The organism is Rothia halotolerans, assembly GCF_004136635.1.
Taxonomy (GTDB): domain Bacteria; phylum Actinomycetota; class Actinomycetes; order Actinomycetales; family Micrococcaceae; genus Rothia; species Rothia halotolerans.
Genome location: NZ_NOIU01000001.1, coordinates 844260 through 864094, shown reverse-complemented (window position 1 = coordinate 864094; position 19835 = coordinate 844260). Strand labels below are relative to the sequence as shown.

General features: G+C 66.8%; 16 protein-coding genes. 12 read left to right on the top strand and 4 right to left on the bottom strand.

The window, feature by feature from the left end; genetic code table 11:
* Positions 1-313: 313 nt before the first annotated feature.
* Positions 314-553 carry a sulfur carrier protein ThiS gene (thiS, locus tag EWV39_RS03950; RefSeq protein ID WP_129656955.1) on the bottom strand — a complete coding sequence of 80 codons (240 nt, stop codon included), beginning with the start codon at positions 551-553 and terminating at the stop codon, positions 314-316.
* Positions 550-1878: an FAD-dependent oxidoreductase gene (locus EWV39_RS03945; protein WP_238148010.1), complete on the bottom strand. Its 1329-nt coding sequence runs from the start codon at positions 1876-1878 to the stop codon at positions 550-552. Before EWV39_RS03945 ends, thiS begins: the two co-directional genes overlap by 4 nt.
* Positions 1879-2037: 159 nt before the next feature.
* On the opposite strand from EWV39_RS03945, the gene thiE reads away from it, so the two are divergent.
* The 3 genes from thiE to EWV39_RS03930 all read left to right on the top strand — a co-directional run bounded on the left by thiE (position 2038) and on the right by EWV39_RS03930 (position 5537).
* Positions 2038-2904, top strand: a complete 867-nt coding sequence (gene thiE, locus EWV39_RS03940) for a thiamine phosphate synthase (RefSeq protein ID WP_129656953.1) — start codon at positions 2038-2040, stop codon at positions 2902-2904.
* 338 nt (positions 2905-3242) lie between these two features.
* Positions 3243-4919: a heparinase II/III domain-containing protein gene (locus tag EWV39_RS03935; RefSeq protein ID WP_129656952.1), complete on the top strand. Its 1677-nt coding sequence runs from the start codon at positions 3243-3245 to the stop codon at positions 4917-4919.
* 141 nt (positions 4920-5060) lie between these two features.
* A complete protein-coding gene (locus EWV39_RS03930; protein ID WP_129656951.1) occupies positions 5061-5537 on the top strand; it encodes a pyridoxamine 5'-phosphate oxidase family protein in 477 nt (158 codons plus the stop codon).
* A gap of 58 nt (positions 5538-5595) precedes the next feature.
* Here the strand turns inward: EWV39_RS03930 and argE are convergent, their stop codons facing one another.
* Positions 5596-6855: an acetylornithine deacetylase gene (argE, locus tag EWV39_RS03925; protein WP_129656950.1), complete on the bottom strand. Its 1260-nt coding sequence runs from the start codon at positions 6853-6855 to the stop codon at positions 5596-5598.
* 369 nt (positions 6856-7224) lie between these two features.
* Positions 7225-7743, bottom strand: coding sequence for a flavin reductase family protein (locus EWV39_RS03920; protein WP_129656949.1), 519 nt, complete (start codon positions 7741-7743; stop codon positions 7225-7227).
* Between the two features lie 383 nt (positions 7744-8126).
* Between EWV39_RS03920 and EWV39_RS03915 the strand changes: the two genes are divergently transcribed.
* The 9 genes from EWV39_RS03915 to EWV39_RS03875 all read left to right on the top strand — a co-directional run bounded on the left by EWV39_RS03915 (position 8127) and on the right by EWV39_RS03875 (position 19835).
* Entirely contained in the window at positions 8127-9674 is a 1548-nt protein-coding gene (locus tag EWV39_RS03915) for a glycosyltransferase family 4 protein (RefSeq protein ID WP_129656948.1), read from the top strand.
* Positions 9664-11445 (top strand): glycosyltransferase family 4 protein, encoded by a 1782-nt coding sequence (locus tag EWV39_RS03910; protein WP_129656947.1) that lies wholly within the window; start codon positions 9664-9666, stop codon positions 11443-11445. Before EWV39_RS03915 ends, EWV39_RS03910 begins: the two co-directional genes overlap by 11 nt.
* Before the next feature lie 11 nt (positions 11446-11456).
* Complete coding sequence (locus EWV39_RS03905; protein WP_165313127.1) at positions 11457-12380, top strand: ABC transporter permease; 924 nt, start codon at positions 11457-11459, stop codon at positions 12378-12380.
* Positions 12367-13188 (top strand): ABC transporter ATP-binding protein, encoded by an 822-nt coding sequence (locus EWV39_RS03900; RefSeq protein ID WP_129656945.1) that lies wholly within the window; start codon positions 12367-12369, stop codon positions 13186-13188. Before EWV39_RS03905 ends, EWV39_RS03900 begins: the two co-directional genes overlap by 14 nt.
* A 96-nt stretch (positions 13189-13284) precedes the next feature.
* Positions 13285-14433: a non-hydrolyzing UDP-N-acetylglucosamine 2-epimerase gene (gene wecB / locus EWV39_RS03895; protein WP_129656944.1), complete on the top strand. Its 1149-nt coding sequence runs from the start codon at positions 13285-13287 to the stop codon at positions 14431-14433.
* A gap of 98 nt (positions 14434-14531) precedes the next feature.
* Positions 14532-15386: a hypothetical protein gene (locus EWV39_RS03890; RefSeq protein ID WP_129656943.1), complete on the top strand. Its 855-nt coding sequence runs from the start codon at positions 14532-14534 to the stop codon at positions 15384-15386.
* Positions 15387-17903: a glycosyltransferase gene (locus EWV39_RS03885; RefSeq protein ID WP_129656942.1), complete on the top strand. Its 2517-nt coding sequence runs from the start codon at positions 15387-15389 to the stop codon at positions 17901-17903.
* Positions 17900-19333: a polysaccharide pyruvyl transferase family protein gene (locus tag EWV39_RS03880; RefSeq protein WP_129656941.1), complete on the top strand. Its 1434-nt coding sequence runs from the start codon at positions 17900-17902 to the stop codon at positions 19331-19333. Before EWV39_RS03885 ends, EWV39_RS03880 begins: the two co-directional genes overlap by 4 nt.
* Complete coding sequence (locus tag EWV39_RS03875; protein ID WP_129656940.1) at positions 19323-19835, top strand: hypothetical protein; 513 nt, start codon at positions 19323-19325, stop codon at positions 19833-19835. The genes EWV39_RS03880 and EWV39_RS03875 overlap by 11 nt, the downstream gene beginning before the upstream one ends.

Here is a 19835-nt window from a genome sequence, read left to right as displayed (position 1 = left end):
CCAGGGTGTAGCCGCCGATGGTCAGCGGGGGCGGGGCAGCGGGCTGCGTCGCCGGGCCGGGCTGCGACGTCGGCTCGGTCTGCGGCGATGTCGGCTCGACCCACCTGGGAGAGGCGTCCGGATCGGTGGCGGGGCGCGCGGCGGTCTCTGGCGGGGCGGAGGTTCGAGGGTGCGCGGTCATGGTTCTCCTAGCGGGGCGATGGCGGTGGACGGCGGTGGGAGCCCGGTGGCGGTGGGGCCGGGGTGCGGCCAGGTGGTGGCGGCGAGCGGGCGGGCGGTGAGTGAGCCGGTGGCGGCGGTGCTGCAGGGGCGATCAGCCGCCCTGCACCGCCGTGACGAGCTCGAGCTCGGCGCCGGGCGCGAGCACGGTGCTCTGCCAGGCGCTGCGCGGCACCACGGCGTCGGCGAGGGAGACGGCTACGCCGAGCCGGCCGCCGTCGGCGGGCCTGCCCTCGGGCGTGAGCTCGCGCTCGAGGGTGCTGGCGACGGCGTCCACGATGGTCGCGTCTTCTTGTAATTCCACGGTTTTCCCGTTGACGGACACGGTGATCATGCGGGGGCTCCTTCCAGGGAGGGGGTCGAGGGTGCGGCCTGGGCCGAGGTGAAGCGGGCGGGGTCCATGCCGGCCAGCAGCGCGGCGTCGCGGTCCCCGAGGGGGTGGTCGGTGAGCAGCTCGGCGGCCAGGCGCGCGCCGAGCGGGGCGAGGAGGATCCCGTGCCGGGAGTACCCGGTGGAGACCACCACGCCCTCGGCACCCGGAACGCGGCCGAGGCAGGGGACGTCGTCCGGCGTGCCGGGGCGGGCGCGGGCGGTCATTTCCACGAGCTCCATGTCCTTGACGGCGGGGAGGACGGCGACGGCGTCGTCCAGCAGCTCCTGGACCCCGCCGGCGCTGACGCCGGCCAGGCCGTCCTCCCGCACGCTCGCGCCGACGACCAGGCCGCCGTCCTCGCGCGGCACGAGGTAGACCTGGCGGCCGCGCACGGTCGCCCGGACGGTGGCGCCGATCAGGTGGGCCTCCCCGGGCAGCAGCTGGCCGGGGGTGAGCCGCAGGCGCAGGACGTCGCCGTGGACGGGGCGCAGGTCGAGGGGGAGCCGCTCGGTGACGCCGGCGATCTCGCCGTGGGAGAGGCCGGCCGCGACCAGGACGCGGTCGGCGGTGAGCGACGAGTCGTCGCCGGTGGGTGACGACTCGTCACCGGCCAGCGTCGACTCGTCACCTGGGGGTGACGACTCGTCGCCCCGAGGCGGCGGCTCGTCACCGCCGGCGGAGACCGTGAGCCTCCACCGCTCGCCCTCGGCGTCGATCCGGGTGACCTTCCCGCGCACCCACTCGGCGGGCGGTCCCGCCTCGGGGAACGCAGCCGGGTCGAGCTCGCGGCCGAGCGCGTCGGTCAGCGCCCCGATCAGCAGCCGAGGGTCCACCTGCTGGTCCTCCGGTGCCGCGTATCCGCCTGCCAGACGGGGGTTCAGGGCGGGCTCGGCGCGGCGCAGCCCGCGGCCGGTCAGCTCGCGGACCTCCATGCCGTGGCCGCGCTGGACCGCCGCGCGGTCGTCCAGGGCGCGCCGGTCCGCGGCGTCCCAGCCCAGCAGCACCATCCCGTTCTCCCGGTAGCCGTGCGGGCGCGTCGTCGCGCGCTCGAGGTCCTCGATCAGGGCGGGGTACTCCTCCCGCGCGCGCATCATCAAGGGGTAGAGGCGCTCCTGGCCGAACTGCACCTCGCTGACCGGGGCGAGCATCCCGGCCGCGGCCCAGCTGGCCCCCTCCCCGACGTCCGGGCTGACGACGACGACCCGGTGGCCGCGCCGGCGCAGCTGCCACGCGGTCTGCACGCCGACGATCCCGGCGCCCACCACGGCGATATGCACTGAATTCATCTCCTCACGGCGGCATGACCCGCATCGAGTTCTGATGGTCGGCGGCTTCGCCCTCTCAGCCCGGCCTGCCCGGACTCCCACGTGTGCTCCCCAGTGTACGGAAGAATGGGCGTGGGATGCATCACCCTCTTGAAGCGCGCGTGATCTACTGTGGGCACCATGACTCCATCATCCGGCCAGCAGCCGTACGACGAGCAGCCACTCGCCTCCAGCGCCGAACAGTCACTCGGAGCCCCGGAGGAGGCCTCCCCTCTCCCCGCCCGCGACGGGGCGTGGCGCCGTCGTCGGCTGCAGGAGGCGCGCCTGTACCTCTGCACCGACCTGCAGCGGTACCTCCTCGATCCCTCGGACGGGGAGACCGTGGAGGTGCTCGACGCCGAGGCGCTGGAACGGTTCTTCGAGGCCTGCTTCCGCGGCGGCGTCGACATCGTCCAGGTCCGGGACAAGAAGGTCTCGGTGCAGGCGGAGCTCGAGGCGCTGCGATTGCTGGGCGAGGCGGCGAGGCGCCACGGCGGGCTCTTCGCGGCCAACGACCGGGCCGACGTCGCGCTGCTGGCGGGAGCGGACGTGTTCCACGTCGGCCAGACCGACCTGACCTCCGCCCAGGCCAGGCAGCTGCTGGGACCCGACGTGGTGCTGGGCCGCTCCTGCCACGACCGCGACCAGGTCAGCGTCGCGGCGCAGGACCCGGAGACCGACTACTTCTGCACCGGGCCCGTCTGGGAGACCCCCACCAAGCCGGGCCGCGCGGCCGTCGGCCTGGACCTGCCCGCCTTCGCGGCGCAGGTGACCGCGCGCGGGGTCATGGTGCACGGCGAGGTCGGCGGCATGGGCCCCACCACGGACAAGGGCTCGACGACGACGGCCGGCAAGCCGTTCTTCGCGATCGGCGGGGTGGACGCCGAGACCGTCGGCCCGGTGGTCGACGCCGGGGCGGGCCGCGTCGTCGTCGTGCGGGCGATCACCGAGGCGGCGGACCCGGAGGGTGCCGTCCGTGCCCTGCGCGAGGTCCTGCCGATCATCTGACCGGCACGTCTCATGACCTCGATCGCGTGCTGCCCCTCTGCTTCGACATGCTGAGCAGTGTGGGGCCGCACCCAGCAGGCGCCGCTTCACTCCCGTTGATGACTGCCGGTAAGCGCTAGAGGCGCTCCGCCCACATTCGTCGTCCCGTTCCTCTCCTCAGCCTGCAAGCCCTCATATGACCCTGGTTTCAGACGACCCACATCCCCACTGGCCCGTTGACAATTTGCGTATCCAGTGATGCTAAGTCTGATAGGCTGTGACAACCTAAAAATAATTCTTCCCTCTCGAGGCTAGGTATTATCCTGTATCGCTGGCCTGAAAGATCTGAAAGGTGCGACATGGATGACCTGTTCCCGAATCTGACGGAGCAGACGGTTTCACCGTCGGTCGAGACGAGCCGCCATACAGGGCCCGTTGCCAAGAAAGCAATGGATGGTTTTATTATCCCGTTCCCCGGATACCCCCAAGTGGAGTTCGGCGAGTCATTCGATTGGGGGCACGAAGAGCCGGGTCTGACGACAACCTATCAACTATATTTGCAGAACCTGCGTGTTGTTAACGAGCTGCTGAACGAGTATCAGCGTTCAGGGGATGTTGAATTCGTGGATAAGGCGACTGAGCTTGTTTTCAGTTGGCTCGAATATGTTGATGACGGTAATTCAGTGGCGATGACTTGGTATGATCACGCCATTGCGTCGCGCGTGCGTACCTTGATCTACTATGCGTACGTGTGCCGGTTGGCGGAAGTGGCGATCGACGAAGAGCGAATTGCGCAGTCGATCCGCCAGCACGCCGAGTTGCTCATGCTCGATGAGAACCACCGCATGAATAACCATGGCATCATGGTTGACTGGGCCTTGATCTGCTCCGGATTCGTTTTGGGAAACGAGAGCTACGTGCTCAATGGTCTCGGGCGGGTTCGGTCGATTTTCTGGCAGACTTTCAGCCCACGTGGGGTTCACCAGGAGAACTCCCCCGAATATCATCGGATGGTCTCGGGGATGTTCCGGTCGCTAGAGGAGTATCTCGGCGAAAACGGGGCCACGCTCGGCGGCGATATAGTCGAGTCCTTGGACAATATCGATCGGTATCCGGCGATTATCGCGAAGCCCGATCGGAAGCTTCCAGCCCTGGGTGACAGCTCGAGCGGCATATCGTCACCTCGAATCCTCTGGGGCAACTTCCATGACGAGCTCTCGGGGACAAGCGTCATGAAGCACAAGGACAGCGGGTTTTACCTGGCCTTCATATCCGGATTTTCGCAGACTGCCCACAAGCATTCCGATGATTTGAGCGTCATCCTGTCAAGCGGCGGTGTCGACTTTTTTGTCGATGCCGGAAAATATAATTACGGGAACAACAAATTTCGGCGATACGTGGTCTCCAGCAAGGCGCACTCCTCCTTCTCCCTCAATCGTGGTTACATCAAGACGCCTGATAATAAAATAACCCGAAAGATAGCCACCGACCATTTCCTCGATTCGAAATCGTTCACCGTTGCCTCTGGTTATAACGCGGGTTATGAAGGTGCGATCCTGCGACGTACCGTGTACTATCTTCCCGCTGAAGGTTTGACTTTGATTCGAGATCATGGGCGATCCGACCGTTCGGATGAACGCTGGTTTGAAAGGTTCAACCTCCATCAGGACGTGGCGATCGAAGCGATGGGGTCGAATGAGTACATGCTCAGCCGAGCCGGGGCCTCCCTCAACTTGAAATATTTATATGACGCGGATGTGAAGATCATTCAGGGGAACACGAAATCGAAATGGCCGTCCGCCCTGAACTCTCCTGCGAGCGGGAAGGTTGTGCCGACGTCGCAGGTCGTCGCGAGCAGGGATGGCGGTCACGAATTCCGGGGTTCGATCGCCCTTTCGGCAGGACAGCCTCGTACCGTTGAGGAGCACTCTGAGATGGGAGTGCTGCATCTGCGGGTCGATGGCCAGGAGTACCACCTTCCAGAATTCGATCTCCATCCCAGTGAGATGTTCGCGGAGGATGTGGCGGGTCGATGAGGGTTCCGCATCTCGTGGCCTGAGCGTCCGTGAACGAATCCTCTGACGACCACATATCTCGCCGAGAGCCGAAGGCGTTCCCCTCCGCCGCGCCGTCGGGTTGACTGGCGTCACAGACAATCCCGACCACGAGGAGGAACCATGACGGAGCTGACACAGGAGAAGGTCGTCGAGATCATGCGGGGCGAGGGCCTCGCGATGCTCACGTGCATCTCCCACGACGGCAAGCTGCACTCCCACCCGATGGCGCCCCAGGAGGTCACCGACGACGCCGACGTGCGCTTCTTCATCGGCCTGCAGGGCGAGCAGGCGGACGAGCTGCGCACCAACCCGGAGGTCAACCTCGCCTTCACGGAGGCCGGCTCATGGCTCTCGGTCTCGGGGCGCGCGGTCTTCGAGGAGGACCGCTCCAAGATCGACGAGCTGTGGAACGACGGCGTCTCCAAGTGGTTCGACGGCGGCAAGGACGACCCGAACCTGGGCCTGATCCGCGTGATCGGCGACTCGGCGCAGTTCTGGGGCCAGCCGGGCGGCAAGGTCGCCTCGATCGCCGAGCTGGTCAAGTCCAAGGTCACCGGCCAGCGCCCCGAGGGCGGCAGCGGGACCACGGAGCTGTAGCCGGATGCCGAGGCGCCGGCCGGGGACCCGCAGAGTCCTCGCCGGCCGGCCTCGCCCCCTACGCCTTCGCCCGCTCCAGCAGCGCCGTGAGGAACTCCTCGCACGCCTCGATCTGGGACAGCTCGATCCACTCGTTGGCGGTGTGCGCCTGGGCGATGTCGCCGGGGCCGCACACGATCGTGTGCAGGTCGGCGCCCTGGAACTGGCCGCCCTCGGTGCCGTAGGGAACGCGCGAGGGCAGCGGGGCGCCGTCGGGACCGGGGCCGCCGCGGTGGCCGCCGAGCTCCTCGCCCAGTGCGATCGCCGGGTCGTCGTCGGAGGTGTTCAGGCCGGGGACGTCGGCCAGGATCTCCAGGGAGATGCCGACGGCGTCGAGCGCCTTCTCGTCCGCCCCGCCGAGGCCGCGCACCAGCTCGGCCTCCCGCTTCATGGCGGGCTCCAGCTCCTCGAAGAGGAACCGCTCGATCCGGGCGCGGATCTTGTGCGGCGGCGTCGCGGCGATCGCCCGGAAGTCGTACTCGAGCACGCACTCCTCGGCCACGATGTTGTAGGCGATCCCGCCGCGGACGAAGTTCACGCCGCCGGTGGTGTGGGGGATCGCGAAGCCCTCGTCGTAGGGGCCCTGATCGCGCCAATCGTCGGCGAGACCCTTGTAGAAGTGGATGAACTCCCCGGCGTAGTGCACCGCGTTGACGCCGTGCACGGCCATCGAGGAGTGCTTGGGGACGCCGCGGAAGGTCACGCGGCCGCGCTGTGGCGACTTGTGCGCCTGGATCACGTTCATGAGCGAGGGCTCGCCGACCACGCAGTGCTCGGGGCGGATCCCGCGGGCACCGAACTCCTCGATCATCCGCGGCGCGCCGAGGCAGCCGGGCTCCTCGTCGTAGGAGAAGGCGAAGTGGATGGGCTCGGCCAGCTCGGCCTCCGCGATCCGGGGCAGCAGCCACATCGCGGCCCCGATGTAGGCCTTCATGTCCGCGGATCCGCGCCCGTAGAGCCTGCCGTCCTTGACCACCGGTTCGAAGGGGTCGGTCTCCCACGGCTGGCCCTCCACGGGCACGACGTCGGTGTGCCCGGAGATCACCACGCCGCCGTCGGTACCGCCGTCAGCGGCCGGGACGGTGGCGAAGAGGTTGGCGCGCGTGCCGTCCTCGGAGTAGCTCCGGTGGCTCTCGACGCCGTGGCGGGAGAACTCGGCCTCGAGGACCTCGATCAGCTCCAGGTTGGACTCGTAGCTGACGGTGGGGATGCGGATCAGCTTCTCGGTCCAGGGGAGGGAAGCGGGCGTGTGCTGGGATGCGTTCGCGTTCTGAGCCATATGACTCAGCCTAATCCCCGTCGCCTGCCGCGCACCTGCGCGAGGGCATGAAAGAGCGGGTTGCCGTGCGGCCTATGCCTATTTGGGGGAAAGGTCAACAGGAGAGTCGGAAAAATGTGGTCACTATGGGGGGATCGACCATCATCTGCATCGAGCAAACCCGCAGGCCCTCACGACAACCCGCCACTCTCACGCTACTTCCAACCCCCATCCCACCAACCTTTATGAAGCTTTATGACGTGAGGGAAAATGGGACTTTCACCTCAGTTGTCCCGGCTCGGGACAGCGTGGGTAGCGGAAGAGGGTACGGAGTGCAAACGCCCTGGTCGGCATCTCACCCGGGTGAGCCCGCGGGGCGGCCCGGAGGCTTCAGATGACGTAGGTGTTCTCCCCGAGGGAGTGGAAGGTGCGGTGATGGTAGACCAGCGGCGTGCCGGAGAGGTCGTGACGGGTCGCCTCCAGGACCTCGGCCGTGAAGACCAGGGCCGGGCCGGCCTGCGCCTTGGTGAGCGGGCGGCAGCGCAGCACGCGGCGCACGTCGGTCAGCAGGGGCTCCCCGGTGGGCAGGGCCTCCCAGCCCATCGAGTCGTCGAAGCGCGAGGAGCCGTGGGTCGCGAAGGTCTTGGCGAGCTCCACGTTCTCCGCGTCGAGCAGGTGGACGAGGAAGGTCTCGGCCTCCGCCACGTGGGCGGCGGATCCGCGCTGCGCCGCCAGGGAGAAGCCCAGGATCGCGGGGGAGGCGGAGATCGAGGTGACCGACGACGCCGTCAGCCCCACCGGCCCCTCCTCGCTGTCCGCGGTGATGATGGCGACCCCGGCCGGATGGTGGCCGAAGGCCTCCTTGAAGATCTCGCTGATCGGCGAGCCTGGCTCGGGGGTGACGCTCATGCTGGTCCTTTGCGTCCGTGGCGGGTACATGCGTGAGGACGCCGGACGCGGTCCGGCGGCTCATGGCCAGGATAGGCCCGCCGGCGGGGACGGGGAAGACGGGGCGTCATCGTGACACCGGAAGAACGGGCGGTGTCACAATCTGGCATCGAAAGTCGGATGATGATAAATGGCGTGGCTAGGTAATCTGAGAAATACCTGCACGTGAGGCGCTTTTTGCTTAGACTGCGGAAGGCGGCGTCCCAGCCGGTCACCCATCAGCTCCCGCACAACTCGCACGGTTGCCGAGCCCCTGCAGCGCGGCACCTCGCCCCCATCGCATGAGGAATATTCGCAGTGGAACACACCATGGAGGCGCCGATCCCGGGTCGGCGACGGCCCGCGTGAGGATCCTCCTCATCTCCCACTACTACGCTCCCGAGATCGGAGCCCCGCAGCGGCGGTGGTCCTCTCTGGTGGGGGAGTGGCGTGCCCTCGGGCACGAGGTCACCGTGCTCACCTCCATGCCGCACTATCCGCATCCGGACCTCACCGCGGACATGCGGGCAGGGACGCGGCCCTACCGGCGGGAGACCGGCGAGTTCGGCGAGACCGTGATCCGCATGCCCTTCCTGCCCCACGGCAGGGACGTGCTCACCCGCACCCTCGACCACGCCTTCGTCAGCCTCCAGAGCCTCGTCGTCGGCATGCCGCGGGCGGGCAGCAGGTTCGACGTCGTCATCACCACCGTCCCGGCGCTGACCTCCCTGTTCGTGGGGCACGTGGCCGCTCGGATCCTGCGGGTGCCCCTGGTGGTGGAGATGCGCGACGCCTGGCCGGACTTGGTGACCTTCACCCCCGGCATCGCGCCCGGCAAGGGGATCACCGGCCTGCTCCGCGGGCTCACGCACCGGCTGGTGACCCGCCTCCAGCTGGGCTCCCACCAGGTGGTGACCACCAGCGCGCGCTTCGCCGGGGTGCTGACCGCCCGCGGCGTCGAGGCCGTGACGGTGATCCGCAACGGCGCGGACCTGACCAGGACGCCGGACCTCGGCGGAGACCGGGCGGCCGAGCGCCGGGGGCTCCGGCGGCAGCGGGAAGCCCCGGGCTGCCCTCCCGCCGCTTCCGGGCCGGACCGCGGCTCTGCGGCTCCCGTTCCGGGCGACGACGCCGCGGCGTCGGCCCCGGAGCGCTCTCCCGGCACGCTGCGGATCCTCTACCTGGGCACGCTGGGACGCAGCCAGGGGCTCGCGGCGGTGATCGACGCCGCCGGGATGGCCGCCGCGGGGGGCGTGCACGTCCAGCTCCGCTTCGTCGGCGCGGGCGCGGAGCGGGAGGCGCTCCAGGAGCGCGCCCGCGAGTCCCTGGCCACCATCACCTTCCTCGATCCGGTGCCCCACCGGGAGGTCGGCGAGCACTACCGGTGGGCGGACACCGTGGCGGTCTCCCTGCGCGACTGGGCGCCCTTCCGCTGGACCGTGCCCTCCAAGCTGTACGAGCTCCTCGCGACCAACCGGCACGTCTCCGCCCTGGTCGCCGGGGAGTCGGCGGAGATCATCCGGGACGCCCGGGCCGGCTTCGTCGCCGCGCCGGGGGATGCGAAGGCGCTGGCCAGACACTGGATGGAGGTGGCCGCGGACCGGTCCCTGCTGGACCACGGCGGCGCCGGCAGGCGCTGGGCGGCCGCCCACACCGACATCAAGGACCTGAGCTCCCTCTACCTCCGCCTGCTGGAGGCCGCGCACCGCGAGGGCCGGCGCGCCCGGGCCCTGCCGCCCGAGCTCCGCGGGAGCACCGAGGGCCCCCGGGCCTCGGAGCACCGCGCTGCCGGGCCGGATCCCGCCGAGGGGGAGGCCGGGCGCCCGGCCGCCACCGGAGGGCCCACCGGCGCAGGGAACGGTTCCAGGGAACCCGACGCCCGCGAGGAGGGCGAGTACCGCGATGCCTCGTAGTCTCCTCCGCAACCTGGTGCTGATGGGGCGGACCCTGACCCAGCACGCCGTCGACGACCCCGTCCACCTCGTGGTGCAGGGGTCCCGGCGGGTTCCGCGGCGCCTCTCGCGGGCCCTCGGCGCCGGGATCGGCGCTGTCCCTGTGGACGGCGCGCGGGCGCTGGCCGCGTACCTCGGCGGGCGGGAGGACCGGGCGCGCGAGCTGTGCCGCCGGGCCCTCGAGGGGCGTTCCGGCGGCGTCGGGCGCCGTTTGGCCGCCGAGGTCGCGCTGGTGGTCGGCGGCGTGGACCAGGACCTCTCCCTCCTCCCGGCCGCCACCCGCGCCCGCGCCCTGTGGAAGGCGGGGAGGATCTCTGAGGCGCTGGAGGCCCTCTCGGGAGACAGGGGAGAGGCCGGCGGCTCCGCATCGAGCCGGTCTGGCACTCGCGGCCTCCTGCGCCGGCTCGAGGGCGAGGCCGCCACGATGCGCGCCGACTTCGCGCTTCCCGCCACGGGCAACCCGCTGCCGTCGGCTGAGCCCGGCTCCCAACATCCGGCGATGCGCGCGCTCCACGTGCTCACCAACTCGCTGCCCCACACCCAGTCCGGCTACACGCTGCGCAGCCACCGCCTGCTGAGCGCGCTCGCCGCGCGCGGGGTCGGCGTCGACGTCGTGACCCGGCTGGGCTACCCCGTGCTGGTCGGCATCCCCTGGGGCGAGGACGTCCAGGAGATCGACGCCGTCCGCTACCGCCGCGCCCTCACCATTCGCCCCGGCCCCGACCTGCCCTCCCGCCTGGAGCAGCAGACCCGCATGATGGCCGCGCTCGCCGAGCGGATCCGGCCCCGGGTCCTGCACTGCACCACCAACTACACCAACGCCCTGATGACCGAGGCGCTGGCCCGCGGCCTGCGGCTGCCGTGGGTCTACGAGGTTCGCGGCCTGCTGGAGGAGACCTGGGCCTCCGGGCAGCCGGATCACGACGCCGCCCGGGCCAGCGAGCGCTTCCGCGCGCTGCGGGAGCAGGAGACCCGCATGATGGGCCTCGCCGACCACGTGGTCACGCTCTCCGGGGTCATGCGGGATGCGCTGGTGGGCCGCGGGATCCCCCGGGAGCGCATCACGGTGCTGCCCAACGCCGTCGCGGAGCGGTTCTTCGAGCGGGAGCCCGCCCCGGCGGCCGCGCGACGCGAGCTCGGTCTGGCGGAGGAGGGCCTCTGGATCGGCTCGGTCTCTTCGCTGGTGGGCTACGAGGGCTTCGACACCCTGCTGCGCGCCGTCGCCCTGCTGAGGGCCGAGGGCGAGGACGTCCGGGTCCTGCTGGTGGGCTCCGGCGCGGCCGAGCCCGCCCTCAGGGCGCTGGCGGTCGAGCTGGGAATTGCCCCCGCGGTCATCTTCACGGGCCGAGTCGCGGCGGACCAGGCGGTAAGCTATCACCGCGCCTTGGATGTCTTCTGCGTACCCCGCAGGGACACCGAGGTGTGCCGTTCCGTCACCCCGCTCAAGCCCATCGAGGCGATGGCGGCGGGAACGCCGGTTCTGCTCAGCGACCTTCCGCCGCTGCGCGAGCTGGTGGACGCCGGACCCGACGCCGCCCCGCGCGGGGCGCTGTTCCGTCCGGAGGACGCCGAAGATCTGGCCCGCGGGCTGAGGAGGCTGCGAGCGGCGGAGGATCGGGCGCGGCTGGGCCGTGCCGGAAGGGAGTTCGCGCGGACCAGGACCTGGGCCGCCAACGCCGAGATCCTCGAGAACCTCTACGCCCGGCTGGCGTCGGAGGCCGTGAACCGGTGAGGAATGATGAAGTGAGCACTGAGACCGAGCGCCGGGCGAGCCCGGCCGGTCCCTGGGACGACAGCGCCCTCGCGGAGCGGGAGCCGTTCCGGGATCTCATCGCGGCCGGAGAGCTCAAGGCGGTGGGCACCCGCCCCTCGATCGGGGCCTATATCCGGGATATCTGGCGACGTCGTCACTTCCTGTGGTTCGACGCGCGCTCGCGGGTGCTGACCAAGAACAGCAAGCATCGGCTCGGCACGTTCTGGCTGGTGGGCAAACCGATCCTGGATGCGGCGTTCTTCTACGTCATCTTCGGCCTGGTGCTTCAGGTCGACCGGGGCATCGATAACTATCCGGGTTACGTCATCGTCGGCGTGCTGATGTTCAGGCTCACGACCGGCGCCCTCGGGCAGTCGGCCAATCTGATCCATTCCAATCGCTCCATGATCCGGGCTTTCAGCTTCCCACGAGCGAGCCTCGCGATCTCGATGTCGCTACGCGAGCTGCTCACCGCCGGACCGATCATCGTGGCGGTCTTCGTGATGCTGATGATCATCCCGCCGCATGAGTTCCCGAGCCTTTCGTGGCTGCTCGTCTTCCCCCTCATCCTGCTCCAGTCGCTGATCAATCTGGGCGTGGTGTTCATCGTCTCGCGGCTGGCGGTGAGCCTGCCGGACATCTCCTTCGGCGTCGGCTTCTTCAGCAGGATCCTGATGTACGGATCCGGCGTGATCTTCCCGATCGAGCGAATCCTCGCGCATCACCCTGCCGCCTATGTCGTGATCACCAACAACCCGCTGTTCATTCTGCTGTCCATGTACCGGTCTCTGCTGCTGGACCACACCGTCCCCTCCTGGGACCAGTGGTTGACCGTTGCGCTGTGGGGTCTCGGCCTGACAGTCGTCGGGTTCCTATTCTTCTGGAGGTCGGAGGAACGCTATGGCCGGGAGTGAGCTTCTGGGCAAGGAGACGAGTGTGCTGGTGGACTCGGTCTCCTTGACCTATCAGTCGAAGACGAGCTCTCCCTCTGGCGGGCTGCTCTCGGGCCTCCGCAGAGGCTCGCGGACGCAGGTGCAGGCCGTCAAGGACGTCAGCTTCAGCGTCTCACGGGGCGAGTTCGTCGGATTGGTCGGCCGCAACGGCTCGGGCAAGAGCTCATTACTGCGGGTGATCGCGGGGGTCGAGCCCGCGACCTCCGGGACCGTCTACGCCCGTTCCACCCCGACGCTCATCGGGATCAGCGCTGCCCTCATCGGTGAGATGACCGGTGCCGAGAACATCACGCTCGGGTGCTTGGCGATGGGAATGTCACCTGAACAGGTGGAGGATGCCCGACCCGGCATCGAGGAGCTGGCCGGCTTGGGAGACGCTATACAGCGGCCGATGAACTCGTATTCGTCGGGGATGGGCGCCCGTCTCCGCTTCGCCATCTCCAGGGCCGCCCATCCGGAGATCCTGCTGGTCGATGAGGCCCTCTCGACCGGAGACGCCGCCTTCTCCGACAGATCCCGCCGGGCGATGAATGATGCCCTCGACGACGCCGGGACCATCTTCCTCGTCAGCCACGCCGCCCAGACCATCGAAGAACTGTGCAGTCGGGCCATCTGGCTCGAACAGGGCCGGCTGGTGATGGACGGGTCCGCCGAAGAAGTCGCCCGGAAGTACCGGTGGTTCGCCCACGTTCTGGCCGAAGGCGATGAGGAGAAGGCCTTAGGCCTCCTCAACGACGCCTACGCGGAGAACCGGCGTCAGTACGACTGACGCTCCCATAGATATTTGTTTCGCCTTCCAAGAGTCAGACGTTGATAGCGTCCGATACCGCAGAGTACCCCTCGAAGACACCCCAAGGAGCAGTCGATGTCCCCGAAGCGCATTATGACCATCTACGGCACTCGCCCCGAAGCCATCAAGGTGGCCCCCATCATCAAGGCGCTGGAGGAGTCGGACTCCTTCGAGAGCCTCCCGGTGGTCACGGGTCAGCACAAGGAGATGCTCGCCCAGGTCAACAACCTCTTCGGAATCGAACCGGTGCGTGACCTCGAGGTTATGACTGCCAACCAGACCCTGAACGGGATCGTGGCCAAGGTGGTGCAGGGCGTGGACGGCATCCTCGAGGAGTTCAAGCCCGACGCCGTTATCGTCCAAGGCGACACGTCGACAGTCATGGGTGCAGCCGTGGCGGCCTTCAACCGGGAGATCCCGGTGATCCATCTGGAGGCCGGTCTTCGGTCGGGGGACATCAACTCCCCCTTCCCCGAGGAAGCGAACCGCAAGCTGACCACCCAGATCACCAAGCTGCACCTGGCCCCCACCGCCGAGTCGAAGGGCAACCTCCTGCGTGAGAACGTCGCCGAAGAGGACATCGTGGTGACGGGCAACTCGGTGATCGACGCGCTGTTCACCACCGTGGAGAAGCAGGTCGCATTCTCGGACCCGAAGCTCGAGAGCTTCCTCAGTACCGATCAGCCGGTGGTGCTGGTGACGACGCACCGACGAGAGAACCTGGGCGAGAAGATGGTCAGCATCTCCCGGGCCATCCGGCATCTGGCCCTCGAACACCCGGAGTACCGCTTCGTGTTCCCGATGCACAAGAACCCGAAGGTTCGCTCCGCGGTGCTGCCGCAGCTGGAAGATCTCGAGAACGTGCTGACGATCGAACCCCTCGACTACGGCGAGTTCACCCGGCTCATCGGGGCTTCCCGGTTCGTCCTCACCGACTCCGGCGGCGTCCAGGAGGAAGCGCCCAGTCTGGGGAAACCGGTGCTGGTCCTGCGCGAGAACACCGAGCGTCCTGAAGCCGTGACTGCTGGAACCGTACGTCTGATCGGCACCGATTTCGACCGCATCGTCGAGGAGGCGACCGCACTCATCGACGATGAGGAGCACTTCGCGTCGATGGCCAACGCAGTCAATCCCTATGGGGATGGCCAGGCCGCCGAGAGGACGGCTGCAGCTCTGAAGGAATTCTTCGGAGTCGGTTCGCGTCTCACGGATTTCCGGCCGTAAGAAGTGCCCGTGTGGTGCGCTGAGGGCGTGGGAGACTTGACCTGCGCTCTCGGCGCTCATGCAATACATCCGAGCCTGATGAAAGAATGGAGTGGCCAGTGGGCATAGCGGAAGAGGCGCAGATCGTCCGAATGGGAGAAGTGCCGTTAGGGAGCCCGTTGGCTCCCGAGCCGGGAACTTTCCTTCGATTGGATGTCCTTGTGGGGCTCGTCGCCGTGCCCGCTTTGCTGTGGGTCAACCCGGAATGCTCGGACCGTCTGCTGGTCCTGACCAATGGTGCGGTGGCTCGCGAAGAATCCAAGTCCCCCTTGGAGGTCTTTCAGCGCCGCACTTGGGCCGACCAGTTTCACGCTCACGTCCTGTATCTCTCCGATCCCACGTTGAGGCCCGAGAACGACCTGAGGATCGGATGGGGGCAGGGAGAAGCCGACCGATACGCACTTCCGGCGATGGCGCAGGCGGTGCAGTACGTGAGCGAGTGTCTCGATGTGCCCTCTCATCAGCATCTTTATTACGGCAGCAGCGCAGGTGGCTTCCAAGCGCTGCAGCTTGCGGCTAGAGACGACGGCTCATACGCCTTGGTGAACAACCCACAGGTGGACTGGAGCAAATATGTCAGCTACTTCCCTCGGAAGGCGGCCGAATACGCCTACGGAACGTCTGATGTTGAGTCAGTCCGCCAGGAGTTCCCGGATCGGGTGTCAGCTGCGAAGGCCATCGAGGATCTTGGCTATATCCCGAAGATCCGATACCTGGTCAACGCCGCGAGCAAAAACGACATCGAAGCGCAGCTGTCTGAATTCATGAGAGGCGTGAAATCGTCCGGTAGCAGGCTTGCAGATACTAAGGTCGATATTTCCGTCTATTATGACAAAGCGCTGGGTCACTGGCCGCTGCCGAAGCCGAGGACGCTTGCAGCGATCAACCATAGTCTGGCGGAAGGGAACTCATAGATGCCTGAGCAGACGTCGCTCATCACTACACTCTGGAACCTGGCGGAGTACTTGGACAGCGGTGCCGAGACGAGTCTGGAAGGGCGCATGTCCCGCGTCTGCAACTCTCTTCGCCCGCATTCCGGCCCGCAGCTCGTGTCGCGGATCTACCTTCGAGCCGCGATGCTCTCGGGAAGTCCGAAGCAGGCTCGGTTCGTCACGGATGTGCTGACCGAGAGCGAGCAGCTCAGCATGGCTCGCGTTCTGGCGGAGGAAGCGGCTAGGTCCGCTACGAAGTCTTGGCATCGGACCAAGCTCAATGCGCTCAAAGAGCACGAGCCTCGGGTATCGGACTTCGACCATCGCCGGGTGCTCTCGGTGACGGTCGGTCCCCATGGAATCAATTCCATCGGCATGGCCGTTCAGGTCGGTGGGGAGATCGTGGAGAACCCCGAGGCGGTGGATCCGAAGAGGTGGTTCTCCGAACTCGTCTCCCTGATGGAGGGAGGCGGCCCGGGCTACTTCCCGGACGTCCTGAGAGTTCATCTCACCGGCGACGCCGACCTGCGATCCTTATCGCTGCTGCTCTCCGGGGCGCAGATGCTCCCCCTCGTCCCCCTTCTCATCGCAGACAACGCACGACAGGCGCATGAGGTCCAGCGGCTGTGCAGAGAACGTGGAGAAGCCTTGTCGCTCGATGTGCCCGTGGGCCTCGCCACGGCGATCTCGGGCTCAGCGGAGAACGGTCAGAAGAGCTACACGTTCATAGGCTTCATGGATCGGTGTCTGCTCTCCACGCTGGGCACCGCACGATTCGCCGGGCGTACGCTCCGTGAGCTTGACGCCCAGATGCTGGGCGGGGCCGCCGTATGGTTGGCACGTCAGCCGGCCTTCCGCGGCAGACGCACCCTTCTGTTCGACGGGCTGCGCCAGGAGGCATGTGAGATCCTTCCGCTGCTGTCCAGGAGTAGGAGCATATCGTCAGCGCTGGCCTACCACGTGGCGGGCCGTGAGCGCTCACGAGAGGCAGAGGAGATCGCGGCCTCTCTCCTCGAGGTCGGGTTCTACGAGGAGGCCCTCGGGCTGCTCGACGACGTTCCTGAGAGTCATTGGGGCGCCTATCATCTGCCACGTCTTGTCAGGGCCCTCTACGGCGCGGCGGACTTCGACAGGCTCTGCGACCCTGCATTCGACGCCATGAATTCAAAGCGTGACTCGCAGATGGTCCGAGAGGGACGGGCCGCGCAGCGGATGCTCTCAGAGCTCTCGGAAGTACAGGAGGCCGCCCCGAAGGCGCCCTTCGAACCGGTGCCGGGCAAGGTCGTATCGATCCTTCACGCGAGCCAACCCTCACAGAGCGGAGGGTACGCCAATCGTGCTCATCAGCTGCTCCGGTCGCTGGGGGAGCAGGGTCTCGAGGTGGCTGCCTACACACGTCCGGGGTTCCCTGAGGGCGAGAATCGTCTGGAGCCGGGAGAGATCGACGAGGCTGACTTCGACGGGGTCGCCTATCGGCGAATCGGCACGAGCTCTCTGAGGAAGGCCGGCGAATACACGTATATGGAGGAGTCGGTCTCGTACTACCGACAGATCCTCCTGCAGGAGAGGCCTTCAGTCGTCCATCTCCGCTCGACCTATGTCTCGGCGCTGCCCGGCTGCATAGCGGCGAAGTCCCTCGGCCTGCCGGTGGTCTATGAGGTCTCCGGCATGTGGGAGCTGGTCTACGAAGCCAAGAACGAGTCGCGGATGGAAGGCCGGAGGGCGCGAACGGTGGCCCTCGAGAACGCGGTGCTGTGCGCGGCGGACGCGGTATCCACGCTGACGGGGGCCATGCGGGACATCATCCGGGAAAGGGTATCCCTGGCGGCCCCGGTGGACGTCCTGCCCAACGCGGTGGACCCCCACCGGTTCGCTCCGCAGGCCAAGTCCGACGACGTGCTCGAGAAGCTGGGCTGGCTCTCGGAGCTGCCGGTCGTCGGCTACGCCGGAACGTTCGTGGATTATGAAGGCCTGGACGTTCTGATGCGGGCGTTGGCCATCCTCAAATCGCGAGGCGCCGCCTTCCAAGGGCTGATGGTCGGCGACGGCGCGGTGCACGCCCATATCACGCATCTCGCGGAGGAACTCGACCTCGGAGAAAGGGTGCGCTTCACCGGCAGAGTCCCCCATGAGGAGGTGGACGAGCTCTACAGTGTAGTGGACATCTGCGTATACCCGCGGAAGCGCACGCCGGCTACCGTCGCGGTCTCTCCCCTGAAGCCCTTCGAGGCGTTGGCCTCTGAGAAGACGGTGATCGTCTCCGATGTTCCGGCTCTGACGGAGATCGCCGGAGACAACGAGCGGGCGCTCATCGTCAGGCAGGATGATCCCGAGGATCTGGCGGATGCGATACAGGTGGCGATGGACGATCCTCTGCGCATGACAGCGATGAGGAAGAGAGCGCGCACCTGGGTCGAACAGGAGCGAAGCTGGTCGACGGTGGGCTCCGCCTTCGCTGGGCTTCTCACGGCACACACACTGAAAGCAGGCCCGGCATGACAAGAGTCGCAGTCTTCTATGGCCACGCAGCCTCCAACTGGGGGGACCTCGCCATCAACTCCGGACTCGTCGAGATGCTGCAGAGCCTCGACGTCGACGTCGAACAGTCCTTCGCGGTGAGGCTGAACCCATCGGACAAGTATTCTGAGCCCTCCAGGGAGAGCCTGCAGTCGATGGCCCTTCTCGATGCTCCGCTGGACGGGGCCTCGAAGAGCGCATCGCGTGAACTGATGCAGCTCAATGACTACGTCTCCGCCTTGGACGGCTTCATCCGAGATTTCAAGCTGCGGTCTCTCGACTTCATCATCATCAACTCCGGCGAACATTTCTTCGAATCCGCAACGCAGGAGAATTTCCGGGATCTCCTGTGGCGTGCTCTTCCCGTGATGGCATCGAACCGGGCACGAACCCCCGTCGTCGTCATGCCCTCCACCATGGGCCCGTTTCGAACGCCGTTCGGTGAGACGCTCATGAACCTTTTGAAGAGGCTTCCTGTCGGCATGGCCTTTCGGGAGACCACGTCGCCGGAGATCGTGGGCCAGGAACCCTCCGAGGACACGCCGGTGCTGTTGGACCCCGGTTTCTTCGCGAAGGGGCTGAAGCGCAAGGAGGACGATGACGGGGAACGGGACGTCACGCACTATGGGATGGTCCTGCGCCTGGAGGACTACGGGCTGAGAGCGGGGTCTCGGCGCAGCGCCTTCGTCCAGACCAAGAACCGGAACTCGAATTTCCGTGATTCCGCCGCGTACCAGACGTACGCTGAATTCGGGAGAAGGCAGCTGCGTGCGGGGCACCGCGTGACGATCGTGGTGCAGACCTTGGCAGATCGCGAGATATCGCTGGCGCTCTTCGAAGGCCTCCATGAAGAGTTCCCGGACAGCGGCATCCGCCTGGAGGATCCAGAGGATTTCTCGGCGTTCTTAGAATGCATGCGCGCTCCGGGTGTGCTGGTGACCTCCCGTTTCCACGCAGCGATACTCGCGAGCGCCCAAGGCGTTCCCGTCGTCGGCATCTATTCGCAGACCCACGGACATAAGATGCCCGGCCTCTTCGATCTTCTGGAGCTCGGAGAATGCTCTGTCCGTCTGGACGACAGAGCCGCGGCGCAGGTGGTGACGGAGATGGTCGATGCTTGCGGTGTCGCGGTACGTCAGAAGGCGCATACCGCGGCCCGCATCGATGCGCTGAAGGTCCGGACTCTCTCCTGGCTAGAGGCGGCGCTTCGAAAGGGGTTCGAGCGTCCCATCGATACATCCAAGACTCAGATCCAGGCATTGGCCACCATCAATCGCGTCTTGGCGGAGACGATGAGCAAAGAGCACGAAGGGTCTATCAAGGCATCGATCAAGGGGATCGAGAAGTCGCTCGATGAACTGATCGATAGGCAAGCCGCATCCCAGGAGGAGACTGTAGAAGATGATGACTGACCACGATGATCTTCGATGGAGAAGACCGTCTGTGTACTCCACCTACAAGTTAATGCGCGATGACTATCGGAACAACCGGAAGGGCGGTATTCCGGGGCATACGAGTTGGACCACGGAAAACGCGGCCGGAACGGTCCTGATGAAGCACGCCATCCTCAGGGAGCCGCAGGATATGCTGTGGCTTCCGCCGCAGCTCTGCGCACCTGGCGTCGTGAATGTGCAGAGGCGGAGGAACGGTTCCTTCCCGATGCGGATGAGGTTCCTGATCTCGACCGACGCGGCTGTGCGTGACCTCCCGCTCTCGCTGAGGGTGGGAGTGGACGGTGACCTCAGCGAAGCGACGCCTATAGCAGAGGCGGAGGGGCTCCACGCCATGGACATCCCGCTCATCGGGCCGGGACAGTCGGCCTGGGTAGGCCTGCGTGCGGAGGAAGAGATTCCCCACTCTGTAAGAAAATGGGCTCGAACAGCGATCTTCTCGATCGACTCCCAGCGGCTGTGA

Coding starts and splice junctions, on each gene's coding strand:
- EWV39_RS03875 (WP_129656940.1), top strand. CDS start 19,323: ATGATGACTGACCACGATGATCTTCGATGGAGAAGACCGTCTGTGTAC.
- EWV39_RS03910 (WP_129656947.1), top strand. CDS start 9,664: ATGCCTCGTAGTCTCCTCCGCAACCTGGTGCTGATGGGGCGGACCCTG.
- EWV39_RS03930 (WP_129656951.1), top strand. CDS start 5,061: ATGACGGAGCTGACACAGGAGAAGGTCGTCGAGATCATGCGGGGCGAG.
- EWV39_RS03885 (WP_129656942.1), top strand. CDS start 15,387: ATGCCTGAGCAGACGTCGCTCATCACTACACTCTGGAACCTGGCGGAG.
- EWV39_RS03920 (WP_129656949.1), bottom strand. CDS start 7,743: ATGAGCGTCACCCCCGAGCCAGGCTCGCCGATCAGCGAGATCTTCAAG.
- EWV39_RS03945 (WP_238148010.1), bottom strand. CDS start 1,878: ATGAATTCAGTGCATATCGCCGTGGTGGGCGCCGGGATCGTCGGCGTG.
- EWV39_RS03935 (WP_129656952.1), top strand. CDS start 3,243: ATGGATGACCTGTTCCCGAATCTGACGGAGCAGACGGTTTCACCGTCG.
- EWV39_RS03880 (WP_129656941.1), top strand. CDS start 17,900: ATGACAAGAGTCGCAGTCTTCTATGGCCACGCAGCCTCCAACTGGGGG.
- wecB (WP_129656944.1), top strand. CDS start 13,285: ATGTCCCCGAAGCGCATTATGACCATCTACGGCACTCGCCCCGAAGCC.
- argE (WP_129656950.1), bottom strand. CDS start 6,855: ATGGCTCAGAACGCGAACGCATCCCAGCACACGCCCGCTTCCCTCCCC.
- thiS (WP_129656955.1), bottom strand. CDS start 553: ATGATCACCGTGTCCGTCAACGGGAAAACCGTGGAATTACAAGAAGAC.
- thiE (WP_129656953.1), top strand. CDS start 2,038: ATGACTCCATCATCCGGCCAGCAGCCGTACGACGAGCAGCCACTCGCC.
- EWV39_RS03900 (WP_129656945.1), top strand. CDS start 12,367: ATGGCCGGGAGTGAGCTTCTGGGCAAGGAGACGAGTGTGCTGGTGGAC.